The organism is Pandoraea terrae (assembly GCF_902459695.1).
Lineage (GTDB): Bacteria > Pseudomonadota > Gammaproteobacteria > Burkholderiales > Burkholderiaceae > Pandoraea > Pandoraea terrae.
In genome coordinates, this window is sequence record NZ_CABPRZ010000027.1 from 41,877 (window position 1) to 56,599 (window position 14,723).

Genomic DNA, 14,723 nt, shown 5'->3' on the forward strand with positions numbered 1-14,723 from the left:
AGGCGCGCATGGATTTCACGCTTACCGACGACCAACGGGCCTTCGCCGACACCGCGCAGAGCCTGTTCGCAGACTTTTGCGACGACGACCGGCTTCGCGCGCATGACGCCTCCGAGGCGCCGTTCATGCAAGACCTGTGGACCCAATGCGTGGCGACCGGTCTGCACAGCATGATCGTGCCGGAAGCCTCGGGCGGCCTGGGACTCGACATGACGGCCTTGTCCGCCGTGCTCGAACAGCAGGGACAGGCGCTCGCGCTCGTGCCGCTGTGGGAGCAGCAACTCACGCTCGCCGCGATCGCCCGTTTCGGCATGCCGTCGCAGCAGGCGCGCTGGCTCGACGCGGGCCTCACCGGGGAAACCTTGCTCACGACGTCGCTCGGCGGTCTCGTTTCACCCGCCGATTTGCTCGATGCCAGCGAGGACGGCGATGGCCTGCGTCTCAATGGTCATGTCGCGGCTGTACCGCTGGCGGCGCAATCGGGGGCGGCGCTGCTTGTCGCGCAAATGAATGGCGTCCCCCGTCTGGTCCTGCTCGATCTGGCGGCGCCGGGCGTGACACGCGTCGCAGGCCGCAGCCAATGCCACCAGGCCGTCGCCGACATCCACTGCGACGGGGTTCGTGTTGGCCACGACGCGTGGCTTGCCGACGACGCATTGCGTTGGTTCGAGCCGCGCGCGATCGCCTGCCTTGCGGCATTGCAGGCCGGTGTCTCGGCGCGGCAGCTCGCGCGCACCGTCGAGTACGTCAGCGAACGACGCCAGTTCGACCGCGTGATCGGTTCGTTTCAACTGGTCGCGGGTCAGATGGCCGACTGTCATATCGCGCTCGAAGCCTTGCGTGCGTCGCTCGCGCAGTTGCTCTACCGCCTCGACGCCGGCCTGGGCGCCTTGCCGCAGGCCTGGGCCACGCGCGTGCTCGCTTGCGAAACGAGCCATCTTGTTGGCCACAAGGCGCAGCACGTGCACGGCGGCATCGGCGTGGACGTCACGTACCCGATTCACCGCTTCCTGTTCTGGAGCCGCGCACTGGGTCTCGCGCTCGGCGGTCCCGAATACAACCTCGCCAAGCTGGGTGACTGGCTGGCCAATCACGATTCCCTGGGCTGGAAATATGACCTCGCTGAAGACCAGACAGTTTGACGACGTGCAGCTGGGCGACGAACTGCCGCCGCTCGCCGTGCCCATCACCGTGACCCTGATCGCCGGCGGCGCCATTGCCACGCGCGATTACTTTCCCGGCCATCACGACCTTGACGCCGCGCGCGCGTTGGGGTCGCCACACATTTTCATGAACATCCTGACGACCAACGGCCTCGTGCAGCGTTACGTCGAGGATTGGGCCGGCGCGCAGGTGCGTCTGTCGTCCGTGAAGATCAAGCTTGGCGCGCCGAACTATCCGGGAGACACGATGACCTTCTCGGGCAGCGTGACCGAACGCAAGCCGGAAGACCGCAGCATCGAAATTACGCTGCGCGGCAAGAACTCGATGGGCAGTCACGTCACCGGCACGGTGCGCGTTCAACTCCCGTAACCCCGCGTCCACGGAGATATCCTTCATGACGAATCCTTCCCTGTCGGGACGCGCGGCCATCGCGGGTCTCGGCGCCACCGAATTCTCCAAAAACTCCGGCCGCACTGAATTGCGGCTGGCCATGGAAGCGACGCTGCAGGCGTTGAACGACGCCGGCATCGATCCCAAGGACGTCGACGGCTTCTGCTCGTACTCCGTCGACAAGGTGCCCGAATATGAAGTCGCGCGCCTGCTCGGCGCCAAGGACGTCAAGTTCTTCTCGCAGATTCCGCACGGCGGCGGCGCAGCCTGCGGGCCGGTGATGCATGCGGCGATGGCCGTGGCCACCGGCGTGGCCAAGACCGTGGTGGTCTACCGCGCAATGAACGAGCGCTCGTGGTACCGCTTCGGCACCGGCAGCTACGGCTTCGGCTCGACGCCCTTGTTCGACAACGTGAACTACGGCTGGTACATGCCCCACGGCTTCCATACGCCGGCCGCATGGGTCGGCATGTTCGCCCGCCGTTACATGCACACCTACGGCGCGACAAGCGAGGACTTCGGTCGCGTCTCGGTGGCCGTGCGCGATTTCGCCGCCACCAATCCCGCCGCGTTTTTCTACGGCAAACCGATCACGCTGGAGGAGCATCAGAAGTCGCGCTGGATCTGCGAGCCGCTGCGCCTGCTCGATTGCTGCCAGGAGTCGGACGGCGCCGTGGCGATGGTCATCACCTCAAGTGAGCGGGCCCGCGACCTGAAGCAGAAGCCGGTGATCATCAAGGGCGCGGCACAGGGCATCTCGGAAGGCCAGCAAAGCATGACCTCGTTCTATCGCGACGACATCACCGGCCTGCCGGAGATGGGGCTCGTGGCGACGCAGTTGTGGGGGCAAAGCGGCCTGAGCCCGGCCGACATCCAAACCGCCGTGATCTATGACCATTTCACGCCGTTCGTGCTGCCGCAACTGGAGGCGTTTGGCTTCGTCGCCCGTGGCGAGGCAAAGGACTTCATCCGCGCCGGCCATCATGCGCGCGGCGGAAAGCTGCCGATCAATACCCACGGCGGCCAATTAGGCGAAGCCTATATCCACGGGATGAACGGCATCGCCGAAGCGGTGCGCCAGGTGCGCGGCAGCGCCGTGAACCAGGTGGCCGACGTACACAACGTGCTGGTGACGGCCGGGACCGGGGTGCCTACGAGCGGCCTGATCCTGGGCGACGCCTGATCCACGCGAGGAGGGGACCATGTTCATCGATCTCACGCCCGAGCAGCACCGCTTGCGCCAGGACGTTCGCGATTATTTCAATGACCTGATGACGCCCGAATTGCGCCTGCGGCTGCGCGGCGCGGAAGGCGGCGACGAATACCGCGATACCATCCGCAAGATGGGTCGCGACGGCTGGCTTGCCGTCGGTTGGCCCAAGGAATTCGGCGGGCAGGGGCTGGCGGCGACGGAGCAACTGATCTTCTTCGAGGAGGCCAACATTGCCGGCGCACCGCTGCCGTTCGTCACCATCAGCACGGTCGGCCCGGCCCTGATGGCGCACGGCACGGCCGCGCAGAAGGCCAAGTTCCTGCCCGGCATCGCGGCGGGCGAGATCATCTTCGCGATCGGCTACTCCGAACCCGACGCCGGGTCGGACCTCGCCACGCTCAAGACACAGGCGACGCCGGTCGACGGCGGGTTCGTCGTCAACGGCAACAAGCTGTGGACGTCCGGGGTGGAAGCCGCCGATTACGTCTGGCTTGCGGCGCGCACGAGCCAGGAACTGCCGCGCCACAAGGGCGTGTCGCTCCTGATCGTCGACACCAAGACACCCGGTTTTGCGCACACCGTCATCAAGACGGTTTCGAACCCGACGGCGGCCACATATTACGACGACGTCAAGGTGCCGGCGGAGATGCTGGTGGGTGAACTGCACGGCGGCTGGAAGCTGATCACCGCGCAGCTCAATCACGAACGGCTTGGCCTCGGCTCGTGGGCAGACAAGGTCGCGGGAACGTTCGGCCGCGTGTTCCGTTGGGCCAAGGCGAAGGACGAACAGGGCCGCCGTGCCGTGGATCGCGATTGGGTGCGTCGCGCGCTCGCCGAATGCTACGCGAAGGTCGAGGCAATGCGGCTCATCAACTTTCGCATGGCCTCGCAGCTCGAAGCCGGCCATCTTGACGTGGCGCTCGCGTCCACGACCAAGGTGTACGGCTCGGAGTCGGTCATCGAAATCCTGCGCCGCCTGTCGGAAGTTGTCGGCAGCGCGGGGCTGGTGCGCGCAGGCTCGGCGGCAGCGCTGCTGCTGGGCGAGCTTGAGTACGAAATTCGTGCGGCGACCACCAACACCTTCGGCGGGGGCACGAACGAGCTGCAGCGCGAGTTGATCGCGCAGTTCGGCCTGAACATGCCGCGTCCGGTGCGTTGACCGGGCGGTGCCGCTGCGGATTTGCACCGATGACTTTGATAACGTTAGAACAGGGAAGACGACAACAATGAACGCGATGGTGCCCCATCCGGCGGTGCCGGCCGAGCCGCCGCGCTGGCCGAGCCGCGAAGCCACGCAAGCGAAACTCGACCGGCGCGCCGCCGCAGCCGCGCGGCATACTGCCTCGCAGCGATTCACCACGGCAGACCGCGTAGAGGAAAGCGCTGCACGCTTTGCCGAGCGGATCTGCCTCTACTACGGCGACGAACGTTATACCTACGCCGAACTCAATGCGGCCATCAATCGGGCTGCGCACGTCTTCCGCGATCTGGGAGTGCGCACTGGCGACGTCGTCGCCATGTGCCTGGAGAATCGGCCAGCGTTTTTCGTCGTCTGGCTCGGTCTGGCCAAGGCGGGGGCGACGGTGGCGTTTCTCAACACCCAGGTCAGCGGCCGCGTGTTGCTGCATGCCCTCGAGTCCACCGGCGCGAAGCGCGTGATCGTCGGTGAGGAGTGTCTGGCGAACTTCGATGCGCCCGGATTGGCCGAGCGTGCCGAATGCTGGCTCTGGCCCGATGCCGAGAAGCCGGCGCCATCGGCGTTGCGTGCGCGCTGCTCGCAGGAGATCGCGTCAGGCATGGCGTGCGCGTCGTCCGACAACCCGCCTGCGGCATGGCGCGACGGGCTGGTCGGCGAGAGCACGGCGCTGTATATCTTCACGTCCGGGACGACCGGATTGCCGAAGGCGGCGTTGCTGAGCCACGCGCGCTGGCTGATGACGGGCGACGTCATGCAGGCCACGATGGATGTGGGGCCGGACGATGTCTTCTATTGCTTCTTGCCGCTGTATCACGGTGCAGCGTCTCTGTCTGCCGGCTCGACGGCCTTCACGTGCGGCGGCAGTCTCGTCGTGCGCCGCAAATTCAGCAAGCGCGAATTCTGGGCCGATGCGCGCAAGTATGGCGTTACCGTCTGCCAGTATGTCGGCGAAATCTGCCGTTATCTGCTGACTGAAGCGCCGCGTCCGGACGACCGCGATCATCGGGTGCGCAAACTGGTCGGCGCGGGCCTGCTGCCCGACGTCTGGGACGCCTTCGTTGCCCGCTTCGGCGAATTCGACATCTACGAAGGCTGGGGCTCGACCGAATCGAACACGAACACCATCAATCTCGACAATCGCCCCGGGTCGTGCGGCCGCGTGCCATTCTGGGAGCGGACCAACTTGCGGATCGTCCGATACGATGTGGCTACGGACACGCATCCACGTGACGCGCACGGCCACCTGATGGTCTGCGAGCCAGGCGAAGTGGGCGAGGGCATTGCCCGGATTCTCGCAATTCCCGATGTGATGGGTGGCCGCTTCGAGGGCTATACCTCGAAGGAAGCGACCGAGAAGAAGATTCTTCGAGGCGCATTTGCCGAGGGCGATCAGTGGTGGTCGTCGGGCGATCTGCTGCGCTTCGACGAGGATGGCTATTGCTACTTCGTCGACCGTATCGGCGATACGTACCGCTGGAAGAGCGAGAACGTCTCGACGATGGAAGTCGCCGATTCGCTGGCCGACTTCCCCGGCCTGGAGACGATCACGGTCTACGGCGTGCAGGTGCCTAATGTCGAGGGACGCGCCGGCATGGCCGCGCTCGTCATGCAGCCCGGGCAGACATTCGATGCGCGCGCGTTCTATCGGCTGACGGAAGCGCGCGTGCCGCGTTACGCCGCGCCGATCTTCCTGAGGCTGGCGGCGGCGGCCGACCTGACGACAACCTTCAAGCTGCGCAAGGTCGATTTGCAGCGCGAGGGGTTCGATCCGGCGGTGGTCAAGGATCCGCTGCTGGTGCGCGACGATGCCGCCGGTACCTATGTTCCGTTGACGCCGGCCGCGGTTGTGCGCGCGATCGGCACTTGAGGCGCCCCATGGATTCCATCGCTGCCCGCAGTACTTCCGGCTTGCCGCGCCGCCCGCGTCCGGTGTCGACGCTGACGTATCCGTTCGAGCCGCCCGCGGCCGACGGCAGTGTGGTCGAAATCGCGCCGGGCATCTTGTGGGCGCGCATGCCGATGCCCATGACCCTCGATCACATCAATGTGTACCTGTTGCGCGACCGCACGGGCTGGGTGATCGTCGACACCGGGCTCAACACGCCGCGCGCCAGGGAGGTTTGGGAGACCATTGCGGCAGACAAGCTCGATGGCCTGCCGATCCAGGCCGTGCTGTGCACGCATTTCCACTACGATCATGCCGGACTGGCGCATTGGTTGACCGAGCGGTTCGATGTGCCGCTGTATATGACGTACGGTGAATACTATGCCATGCGTGTGACGTACACACCGCTACCTGATCCGCTGCCGCCGACGCACCTCGCGCATTTTCATCGCAGCGGATTGTCCGACGAGATGCGAGACGCCATCATCCAGGGGTTGCGCAGGGATCCGTTCACACCGCCGGCGGCCATGTCGTTCTGCCGGTTGGCGCAAGGGCAGATGTTGACGATCGGCCAACGCAAATGGCGGGTGGTGATCGGCAGCGGGCATTCCCCGGAACATGCCTGCCTGTACTGCGAAGAGGAAAAATTGCTGATCGCGGGCGATCAACTGTTGCCGCGCATCAGTTCCAACGTGCAGGTGACAGCGGTCGAGCCCGAGGCGAATCCGCTCGCGGACTGGCTGGCGTCCCTCGACCATCTCGATCAGCTGGACGCGCAGACGCTGGTGCTGCCGTCGCATCAGGGGGTGTTCCATGGACTGCGCACGCGCGTGCAGGAATTGCGCGAGCATCACGCCCAGCAGTTGGGGCAGCTCGGCAAGTTCGTGGCAGAACACCCGGACGCAACGGCCTTTGACGCGATGCGCGAGATGTTCCCGCAGGTGCGTGCGCCGATCGACCATTTGCTGGCCTTGGGGGAAACCATAGCCCACTTGGCGTGGCTGCGGGAAGCGGGCGAAATCGTCCGCGATTTGAACGACAATGGGGTTTATGTCCACCGGATGTCGGGCGTGCGCGCGTCCGCCGGCAAGGGCGCGCCAAGAGGCATAAGACAAAGCAGGACAACAGGGGACACACCGTGACAGAACTCGAACAGTTTCGCGCCGAGACCCGCGATTGGCTTGATGCCAATTGTCCATTGTCGATGCGGGCGCCGCTCACGCCCGACGACATGGTCTGGGCGGGCATGAACATCGTTTTCGGCTCCGAGGACCAGATGCTGTGGTTCGAGCGCATGCGTGCGCGGGGCTGGTTCGCGCCGGGGTGGCCGGTGGAATACGGCGGCGGCGGATTGTCGCCGCGCCAGGCGCGCATTGTCGAGGAGGAGATGGCGCGGCTGAAGTGCCGTCAGCCGCAGTTCAATCTCGGCATGTGGATGCTCGGCCCGGTGCTGCTCGAGTACGGCACCGATGCGCAAAAGGCCGAATTTCTGCGGCCCATCGCCGAGGGGCGGGTCCGTTGGTGCCAGGGCTTCTCCGAGCCGAACGCGGGTTCGGACCTTGCCAGCCTGAAGACATCGGCGCGTCGCGAGGGCGACATGTTCGTCGTCAACGGTTCGAAGATCTGGACATCCTACGGCGACAAGGCCGATTACATGTATGCGCTCGTGCGCACCGATGCCAATGCGCGCAAGCAGGACGGTATCAGTTTCGTGCTGATCGACATGCATTTGCCCGGCGTGACCGTCAAGCCGATCGAGTTGATCAGCGGCAAGTCGAGCTTCTGCGAAGTGTTTTTCGACGACGTGCGCGTTCCGGTGGGCAATCTGATCGGGCAGGAGAACGCGGGCTGGACGGTGGCCAAGTCGCTGTTGCAGCACGAACGTGCGGCGATGTCGAAATTCTCGGAGGGGCAGGCGCCGTCACACGATGCCTTGGCGGTGGCCAAGGCGTATCTGGCCGACGCCGAGCCGGTCTGGCGCGATCGCCTGGCGGCGGTGCTGATGGACGCGCAGGCGTTCGCGCTGACGCATCAGCGTGTCAAGGAGGCCGCGCTCGCGCGCGAGGACGTGAGCGGCCCGGCGTCGATCATGAAGCTGGTGCACAGCGAGCAAGAGGCTGCGAAATATGAACTGTTGATGCAACTCATGGGGCATCGCGGCCTGTCATGGGAGGGGGAGATGTTCACGCAGGACGAACACGACATCTGCCGGCAATGGATGTTGTCGAAGACGTTCACGATCGCGGGCGGGTCCAGCGAAGTGCAGTTGAACATTATCGCCAAGCGTGTGCTTGGCCTGCCGGCGTGAGGACACAGCCATGACGACGATGTTGCTCAATGAAGAACAGCGGCTGCTGCGCGATAGCGCGCAGGAATTCCTGGCCGCGCGCTCACCGGTATCGGCGTTGCGCCGACTGCGCGACACGCGCGACGCGTTGGGTTTCGCGCCGGAACTGTGGGCGGAAATGACGGAAATGGGGTGGCCGGCATCGGTTTTCCCCGAGGCGTATGGTGGGCTCGATTTCGGCTACAAGGGGTTGGGCGCAATTTTCGAGCAGATGGGGCGGACGCTGACGGCATCGCCGCTGTTTGCGACCGTGGTGCTCGGCGGCGGGATATTGCTGGAAGCCGGAAGCGAGGCACAGCGCAGCGAGTGGTTGCCGCGCATTGTGGCCGGCGATGCGCGCTTTGCGTTGGCGGTGGACGAGAAGCCGCGTCACGATCCGCGCGCGATTGCGACGAAGGCTTGGCGCACCGATGCCGGCGGATGGTGCCTGGAAGGCGAGAAGTGGTTCGTGCTCGACGGACATGTGGCGACGCGCCTGATCGTTGTCGCCCGGACGGCGGGGCAACCGGGCGATGTACGGGGCATCAGTCTGTTTCTGGTCGATCCTTCCGCTGGCGGGGTGTCGGTTGAGCGCACGCATATGGTGGACAGCCGCAATGCGGCGCGTGTTCGGTTGCGGGATGTCCACGTGGGCGAGGATGCGTTGATCGGTGTGGCCGATGGTGGCTTCGCGGCATTGGATGCTGTGCTCGATCGCGCGCGCATCTGTCTGGCGGCGGAGACGCTGGGCGTGATTCGTGAGACGTTCGATCAAACGATCGCCTATCTCAAACAGCGCGTGCAGTTTGGCGTGCCGATCGGTTCGTTTCAGGCGTTGCAGCATCGTGCGGCGCGTCTTTACGCGGAGATTGAGCTGTTGCAAAGCTGTGTGGCGGCCGCGCTCTCGGCGGTTGACGAGGGCAGCGGCGATGTGGCGCAACTCGCGAGCCTGGCGAAGGCGCGGGCGGCTGATCTTGGCGAGCGGGTGCTCAATGAGGGGGTGCAGATGCATGGCGGCATTGGCGTGACGGACGAGCTCGACCTTGGGCTGTTTCTCAAGCGGGCGCGCGCGATGCAGGGGACATTCGGCGACGGTGTGTTTCATCGTGCGCGTTATGCCGCGCTGCGCGGCTTCTGAAACTTTGGGTTAGCGAATATGCCGGAAATCATTGCCCAGTTGAAAACCGCCCGTGCGGCGTTGACCGCGCCGGGTGCGCCGTTCGAGATGATCGAGACGGTGGTGGAGGGACGTGCGCAGAAGCGATATCGCCATGCTTTTGCGACATTGCCGGCGTTTCTCGACGCAGGGCGCGCGCATGGCGAGCGCGAGTTCATGGTCTACGAGGGCGATCGCTGGACGTTCGGCCGGTTCTATCGCGCAGCGGATGCGTTGGCCCATGGCCTGCGCGATACGCTTGGCGTGAAGCCGGGCGATCGGGTGGCGATTGCGATGCGTAATCGCCCGGAGTGGGCAGTGGGGTTTGTTGCGGCCGGCCTGATCGGCGCGGTGCCGGCGCCGTTGAACAGCTTTGGTCTCGAGGCGGAGTTGTCGGATGCGCTTCGGACGGTCGATGCGCGCGTCCTGATTTGCGACGTCGATCGATATACGCGGGTGGTGGGGCATTTGGCCGATGTCGATTGCAAGGCGATCGTTGTCGACGGGGATGCGCCGGCGCACGGCGCTGCGCTGGCGCTTGGGGCATTGCTGGAGAATGCGCCGGAGGGTGCGGTGGGCGGTGTGGCTGTCGCGCCTGACGATGCTGCGCTGATTCTCTTTACATCGGGGGCGACGAGCCATCCGAAGGGGGTGCTGTCGACGCATCTGGCATTGTGCCAATCGCTCTACAATCTCGATTTCATTGGGGCGTTGGCGGCGCAGACGTCGCCGAATGTGGTCAAGGCGATGATGGAGCGTGGATTTGCGCCGACGACACTTACGGCGGTGCCGCTGTTTCACGTGAGCGGGTTGCACGCGCAGTTGCTGTTGTCGTTGCGCCATGGCCGGCGCCTGGTGCTGATGCATCGTTGGGATCCGGCACGTGCGATCGATCTGATCAAGGCGGAGCGCATCACGCAGTTCAGCGGTGCGCCGTCGATGTTGTTGCAGGTGCTGGCGGAGCCCGGCTTTAATGATCCGGAAGTGCTGCGCAGTCTCGGGGGGCTTGGCGCGGGCGGCGCAGGGTTGCCGCAGCGGGCGATCGGGCAATTGAATCGTCTGCCTAACATGATGTCGGGCGCGGGCTTCGGCATGACGGAGAGCAACGGGGTCGGCGCAGGTATTTCGGGCGAGGCGTTCTATCGTCAGCCGACCAGCGCTGGCATGGTGTCGCCGCTGATGGAACTGCGGATCGCCGATCTCGACGGCAATCCGCTGGCCGCAGGCGAGCGAGGGGAAATCTGGCTACGCGGGGCGCCGGTGATGCAGGGGTATTGGCGCAATCCGGAGGGTACGGCGCAGGCATTGCAGGACGGCTGGCTGCGTACGGGCGATGTCGGGTACGTGGATGGCGATGGGTGTCTGTTCATCGTCGACCGGATCAAGGATGTGATCAACCGCAATGGAGAAAAGATTGCGGCCGCGGAGGTGGAGTCGTGTCTGCTGCAACATCCGAAAATCATGGAGTCTGCGGTGTTTTCGCTGCCCGACGATGTCGCAGGGGAGCAGGTGGCGGCAGTCGTGGTGCCGAAGCCGTCGTCGTCGCTTACGGTTGCCGAGGTGGATGCGCATGTTCGGGCACTGCTCGCCGCCTACAAGGTGCCTTCGCGTATCTTCGTGCGTCATGAGGCATTGCCACGGAACCCTACGGGTAAGCTCCGCAAGGCGGATTTGAAGCAGCAGTATTCGTCGTGATATCTCTCTACTCCGTTCTCGCGTGGTAAGCAGCGGCTTCGGCTGAGGCGGGACCCGCTTCCCACGCTCGCGCCAGCCGCTTTATCGACCCTCCTTCCGCTCCCGGAGCTCACGTCCGCTGCAGGAGGGTCGATAAAACGGCACCATCGCTACCGTGCCTTTGATTCCCTGTCCGTCGAAGACCCGCTTCACACTCCCCCGCGCGACACTTTGCCCTCCGTAACCGCCGCCAGTGCGGCACTCCCAGCGACGGTCCCTACAGCCAAAGTGTCGTGAGGCCCCGTCGTTCATCGGCCCGAGGGCAGCGTCGCAATCACTGTCAGCGTGGCTTGTCTCACGGGTGCTCCCCTCGATGCATGACGCCGGTAATGGCGTTGGTTTTGCGCAGCAAAAGTAGGGCCGTTGGCGGCCCCGGACGCCGGAAAGAGCCGCCGCCGCATGGGCCCAAACGGTGTTGACGCAACCTCGCAATACGCCAAATAACCGATGGGGGTCAGTGCTTAGTCCTAGTGGACGATGGACGGGGTCGTCTCTCGTCCAACAATGCCCGCATCAGGAGATAAAAAGCGTTGCATCGTAAATGCAATGCGATCGCAGTGGCGCTCGCCTGGTAACGCAAGGCCGACTCAAACATTTTTGGAGACGATGATGAAAAGGACGACGTACGGGACCCCGCTCGCAGTGGCAATGCTGCTGCTTGCCGGCATGGGGCAAGCATATGCCAAGGTAAGTGCCGAAGAGGCCGCCAAGTTGGGTACGGAGCTCACGTGCGTGGGCGCGGAGAAGGCCGGTAACAAGGATGGCACGATTCCGGCCTACACGGGCAAGTGGCTGGGCACGCCCCCCGGCATCGAATACAAGCCGAACGTCGGCCAGAAACCGGTCGACCCGTACGCAAGCGAAAAGCCGTTGTACATCATCACGGCCGAAAACATGTCGCAGCACGCAGAGCATCTGACCGACGGTCAGAAGGCGATGTTTGCCAAGTATCCGAAGACGTTCAAGATCCCCGTCTATCCGGGTCATCGTGATTTCCGTTATGACGACGCGGTGTGCGCCGCCATCAAGAAAAATGCCGTCAATGCCGAATTGATCGACGGGGGCATGGGCATGAAGAACACGGTGTACGGCGCGGTCGCATTCCCGATTCCGAAGAACGGCTACGAAGTTCTGTGGAACCATACGCTGCCCACGCGCGCATCCAGCGAAAGCACTATTCGTGATGCCGCCGTCGTCAATCCGAGCGGCAATGTGGTATGGGGTCGTCAGAATAACCGCAACCTCAGCGTGTTCAATGATCCGAAGCGCATGGGCAAGCCGGTCGACTTGAACGTTCAGGCGTATTCGAGTGTGCTCACGATGCTGCCGGCGCGCGAGAAGGGCGGTGTGTCGGTGTCTCAGGAGCCGATGAATTTCGCCACAGGAAAGCGCTTGGCATGGAGCTATGACCCAGGTACGCGCCGTGTACGCCAAGTGCCGGAATACGGCTTCGATCAGCCGATCGGCGGCACGTCGGGGATGCTGATGATCGATGAGGATCGTCTGTTCAACGGATCGCCGGAACGCTTCAATTTCAAGCTGCTCGGCAAGAAGGAAATTTATATCCCGGCCAATACGTACAAGCTGCACGCCGAAGGTGTGAAGTACGCCGACCTGATCAAGCCGGGTCATGCCAATCCAGATTTCCTGCGCTATGAACTGCGCCGGGTGTGGGTCGTCGAGGCCGATCTCAAAGAGGGGTTCCGTCACCTTTACAAGAAGCGTGTGCTGTTCTTCGATGAGGATACCTGGCACGCGGTGATGGCCGATAACTATGACGCCCGCGGTCAACTGTGGAAGCACGCAGAGCTGAATTACTACTATGCGTTCGACATGCACGCATGGCAGGCCGGTACTTCGTTTTATTATGACCTGAACTCCGGCGGCTACGTCGGCTACAACCTGTTCCAGGAAGCGAAGCTCGGCCCGGTCCTGAACAAGGCCAACCTGACCCCGGAAGATTTCACGCCCGAAGCCGCGCGTGCCATGGGTAACTGAATAATTTTTATCGGGGAGACAGCGTAATGCGCATTCAACAAACCGCCCTGGCGGCCGCAGCAATGGCGTTGGTGAGCACGGCGCCGGCATATGCAGGCGACACCATCGAGTTCGACAACGGCGTGATGCTGGACTGGGCGTTGACAACCACCTACACCGCCGGGATGCGGGTCAAGAATCCCGACGCGATTCTGTCAGGTGCCGCCAACGGTGGGGCGAACGACGGGGATAACAATTTCCGGCGCGGCTCGCTCACGACCAACCGGCTCGCCGGATTGTTCGAAAGCAAGATCTACAAGGGCCAGACCGGCTTCGTGTTCTCGGGCAGTTCGTTCTATGACGATGTTTATCATCGCAGCAACGACAATACGGGCCCGATCAATACGGTCGGGCCGGTCGATCAGTTCACGCGTTCGGCACGCTTTTATCAGGGCGGTTATACGCGTTTGCTTGACGCTTACGCGTATAGCACGTTCGATGTCGGTTCCACTCGCGCGACGGTGCGCGCAGGCCAGCATGTGGTGAATTGGGGCGAAGCGCTGTACTTCCCAAGCATGGGCCTGGCACAAGGCCCGGCCGATGGCACGAAGACCGGCATTCCGGGTACCGAGACCAAGGATCAGTTGTTGCCGGAAGGTCAGGTCTCGACTTCAGTGCAGATGAATTCGCGCTGGACCCTGCTCGGCCAGTTGCAGTTCGACTGGCATCCGACGCTGGCGCCGGCGGTGGGCTCGTTCCTGAGCGGCTCGGATGCGACAGGACCCGGGGCGCAGTGTTTGCAGCCAGTGATCAACGGGGTGTGTACGTTCGGGCGGCGCGGCAGCGATATCGCGCCAAGCAACTTCGGTCAGTGGGGCACAGGTACGCGTTATCGCGTGTCCGATGAAACGGAAGTGGGTTTGTATTACCTGAACTACAAGGACCGTACGCCTTTGCCGGTGATCAATTCGTTCGTGCCGGGCGGAGCGTACAACATCAAGTATTTCGATAACGTTCACTTGATCGGCGCGACCTTCAGCACGCTCGTCGGCAGCAAGACGACGCTTGCCGGCGAAATCACGCAGAAGATCGGTGCGCCGGTATTCGTCGACACGATCGTCAGCCCGGCAACCAAGGCTACGGTGCCGACACCCACGCGCGCCAATATCCTGCAGGCGAACCTGAACGCATTGGTCAACATGGGCCGCACGCCGTTGGCCGACTCGCTGACGCTGATCGGTGAAGTGTCGTACGTGCACGTAAGCAATGTCACGTCGATCAAGGCACCGGGCGTGGAATCGCTGGGCGCGGCGGCGGCGTTCTTCCCGTCCAGCGACTCGTTGAGCATGGCGCGCGATTCGGTAGCGGCGTCGGCCACGGCAAGCTTCAGCTATCCCGGTATCTTCACGGATTGGGATCTGACGGTGCCGATCAGCTATTCGCAACAGCTCGCCGGTGCATCGATCACGGGCGGCGTGGGCGGGGGAAAGGGTGACAAGCGCTATAGCCTGGGGTTGAATTTCACGTTCCGCAACAATCTGCAGATCGCGCTGAATTACCTGGGCTATCTGGGCAGTCCGTCGATCAAGTTGCCCTACACGCGTCAGTTGACCGACCGTGACCAGGTCTCGATTGTCGCGAAGTACAAGTTCTGATCGGACGTCCCCGGCGCAGCGCAAC

The 14,723-nt window shown here is 63.7% G+C and carries 11 protein-coding genes; all 11 read left to right on the top strand.

Going from position 1 to position 14,723, the window contains the following annotated elements:
• Positions 1 to 8 precede the first annotated feature (8 nt).
• Positions 9 to 1,142, top strand: coding sequence for an acyl-CoA dehydrogenase family protein (locus PTE30175_RS23270; protein WP_150699451.1), 1,134 nt, complete (start codon positions 9 to 11; stop codon positions 1,140 to 1,142).
• Positions 1,114 to 1,533: a MaoC family dehydratase gene (locus PTE30175_RS23275; protein WP_150699452.1), complete on the top strand. Its 420-nt coding sequence runs from the start codon at positions 1,114 to 1,116 to the stop codon at positions 1,531 to 1,533. Before PTE30175_RS23270 ends, PTE30175_RS23275 begins: the two co-directional genes overlap by 29 nt.
• 25 nt (positions 1,534 to 1,558) lie before the next feature.
• Positions 1,559 to 2,737: a lipid-transfer protein gene (locus tag PTE30175_RS23280; protein WP_150699453.1), complete on the top strand. Its 1,179-nt coding sequence runs from the start codon at positions 1,559 to 1,561 to the stop codon at positions 2,735 to 2,737.
• A gap of 19 nt (positions 2,738 to 2,756) precedes the next feature.
• Positions 2,757 to 3,926: an acyl-CoA dehydrogenase family protein gene (locus tag PTE30175_RS23285; protein WP_150699454.1), complete on the top strand. Its 1,170-nt coding sequence runs from the start codon at positions 2,757 to 2,759 to the stop codon at positions 3,924 to 3,926.
• A gap of 67 nt (positions 3,927 to 3,993) precedes the next feature.
• The gene (locus PTE30175_RS23290; RefSeq protein WP_150699455.1) at positions 3,994 to 5,832 is read left to right on the top strand and encodes a long-chain-acyl-CoA synthetase; all 1,839 of its coding nucleotides are present in this window, start codon (positions 3,994 to 3,996) and stop codon (positions 5,830 to 5,832) included.
• An 8-nt stretch (positions 5,833 to 5,840) separates the two neighbouring features.
• Positions 5,841 to 6,992, top strand: a complete 1,152-nt coding sequence (locus tag PTE30175_RS23295) for an MBL fold metallo-hydrolase (RefSeq protein WP_150699456.1) — start codon at positions 5,841 to 5,843, stop codon at positions 6,990 to 6,992.
• Positions 6,989 to 8,158 carry an acyl-CoA dehydrogenase family protein gene (locus PTE30175_RS23300; RefSeq protein WP_150699457.1) on the top strand — a complete coding sequence of 390 codons (1,170 nt, stop codon included), beginning with the start codon at positions 6,989 to 6,991 and terminating at the stop codon, positions 8,156 to 8,158. The genes PTE30175_RS23295 and PTE30175_RS23300 overlap by 4 nt, the downstream gene beginning before the upstream one ends.
• 10 nt (positions 8,159 to 8,168) lie before the next feature.
• Positions 8,169 to 9,314, top strand: coding sequence for an acyl-CoA dehydrogenase family protein (locus tag PTE30175_RS23305; protein ID WP_150699458.1), 1,146 nt, complete (start codon positions 8,169 to 8,171; stop codon positions 9,312 to 9,314).
• Between the two features lie 18 nt (positions 9,315 to 9,332).
• On the top strand, positions 9,333 to 11,027 hold the full coding sequence (locus PTE30175_RS23310) for a class I adenylate-forming enzyme family protein (protein WP_150699459.1): 1,695 nt from the start codon (positions 9,333 to 9,335) through the stop codon (positions 11,025 to 11,027).
• Positions 11,028 to 11,675: 648 nt separating this feature from the next.
• Positions 11,676 to 13,064 carry a DUF1329 domain-containing protein gene (locus PTE30175_RS23315; RefSeq protein ID WP_150699474.1) on the top strand — a complete coding sequence of 463 codons (1,389 nt, stop codon included), beginning with the start codon at positions 11,676 to 11,678 and terminating at the stop codon, positions 13,062 to 13,064.
• A gap of 26 nt (positions 13,065 to 13,090) precedes the next feature.
• Positions 13,091 to 14,698 carry a DUF1302 domain-containing protein gene (locus PTE30175_RS23320; RefSeq protein WP_150699460.1) on the top strand — a complete coding sequence of 536 codons (1,608 nt, stop codon included), beginning with the start codon at positions 13,091 to 13,093 and terminating at the stop codon, positions 14,696 to 14,698.
• Positions 14,699 to 14,723 lie beyond the last annotated feature (25 nt).

Coding starts and splice junctions, on each gene's coding strand:
- PTE30175_RS23270 (WP_150699451.1), top strand. CDS start 9: ATGGATTTCACGCTTACCGACGACCAACGGGCCTTCGCCGACACCGCG.
- PTE30175_RS23275 (WP_150699452.1), top strand. CDS start 1,114: ATGACCTCGCTGAAGACCAGACAGTTTGACGACGTGCAGCTGGGCGAC.
- PTE30175_RS23280 (WP_150699453.1), top strand. CDS start 1,559: ATGACGAATCCTTCCCTGTCGGGACGCGCGGCCATCGCGGGTCTCGGC.
- PTE30175_RS23285 (WP_150699454.1), top strand. CDS start 2,757: ATGTTCATCGATCTCACGCCCGAGCAGCACCGCTTGCGCCAGGACGTT.
- PTE30175_RS23290 (WP_150699455.1), top strand. CDS start 3,994: ATGAACGCGATGGTGCCCCATCCGGCGGTGCCGGCCGAGCCGCCGCGC.
- PTE30175_RS23295 (WP_150699456.1), top strand. CDS start 5,841: ATGGATTCCATCGCTGCCCGCAGTACTTCCGGCTTGCCGCGCCGCCCG.
- PTE30175_RS23305 (WP_150699458.1), top strand. CDS start 8,169: ATGACGACGATGTTGCTCAATGAAGAACAGCGGCTGCTGCGCGATAGC.
- PTE30175_RS23310 (WP_150699459.1), top strand. CDS start 9,333: ATGCCGGAAATCATTGCCCAGTTGAAAACCGCCCGTGCGGCGTTGACC.
- PTE30175_RS23315 (WP_150699474.1), top strand. CDS start 11,676: ATGAAAAGGACGACGTACGGGACCCCGCTCGCAGTGGCAATGCTGCTG.
- PTE30175_RS23320 (WP_150699460.1), top strand. CDS start 13,091: ATGCGCATTCAACAAACCGCCCTGGCGGCCGCAGCAATGGCGTTGGTG.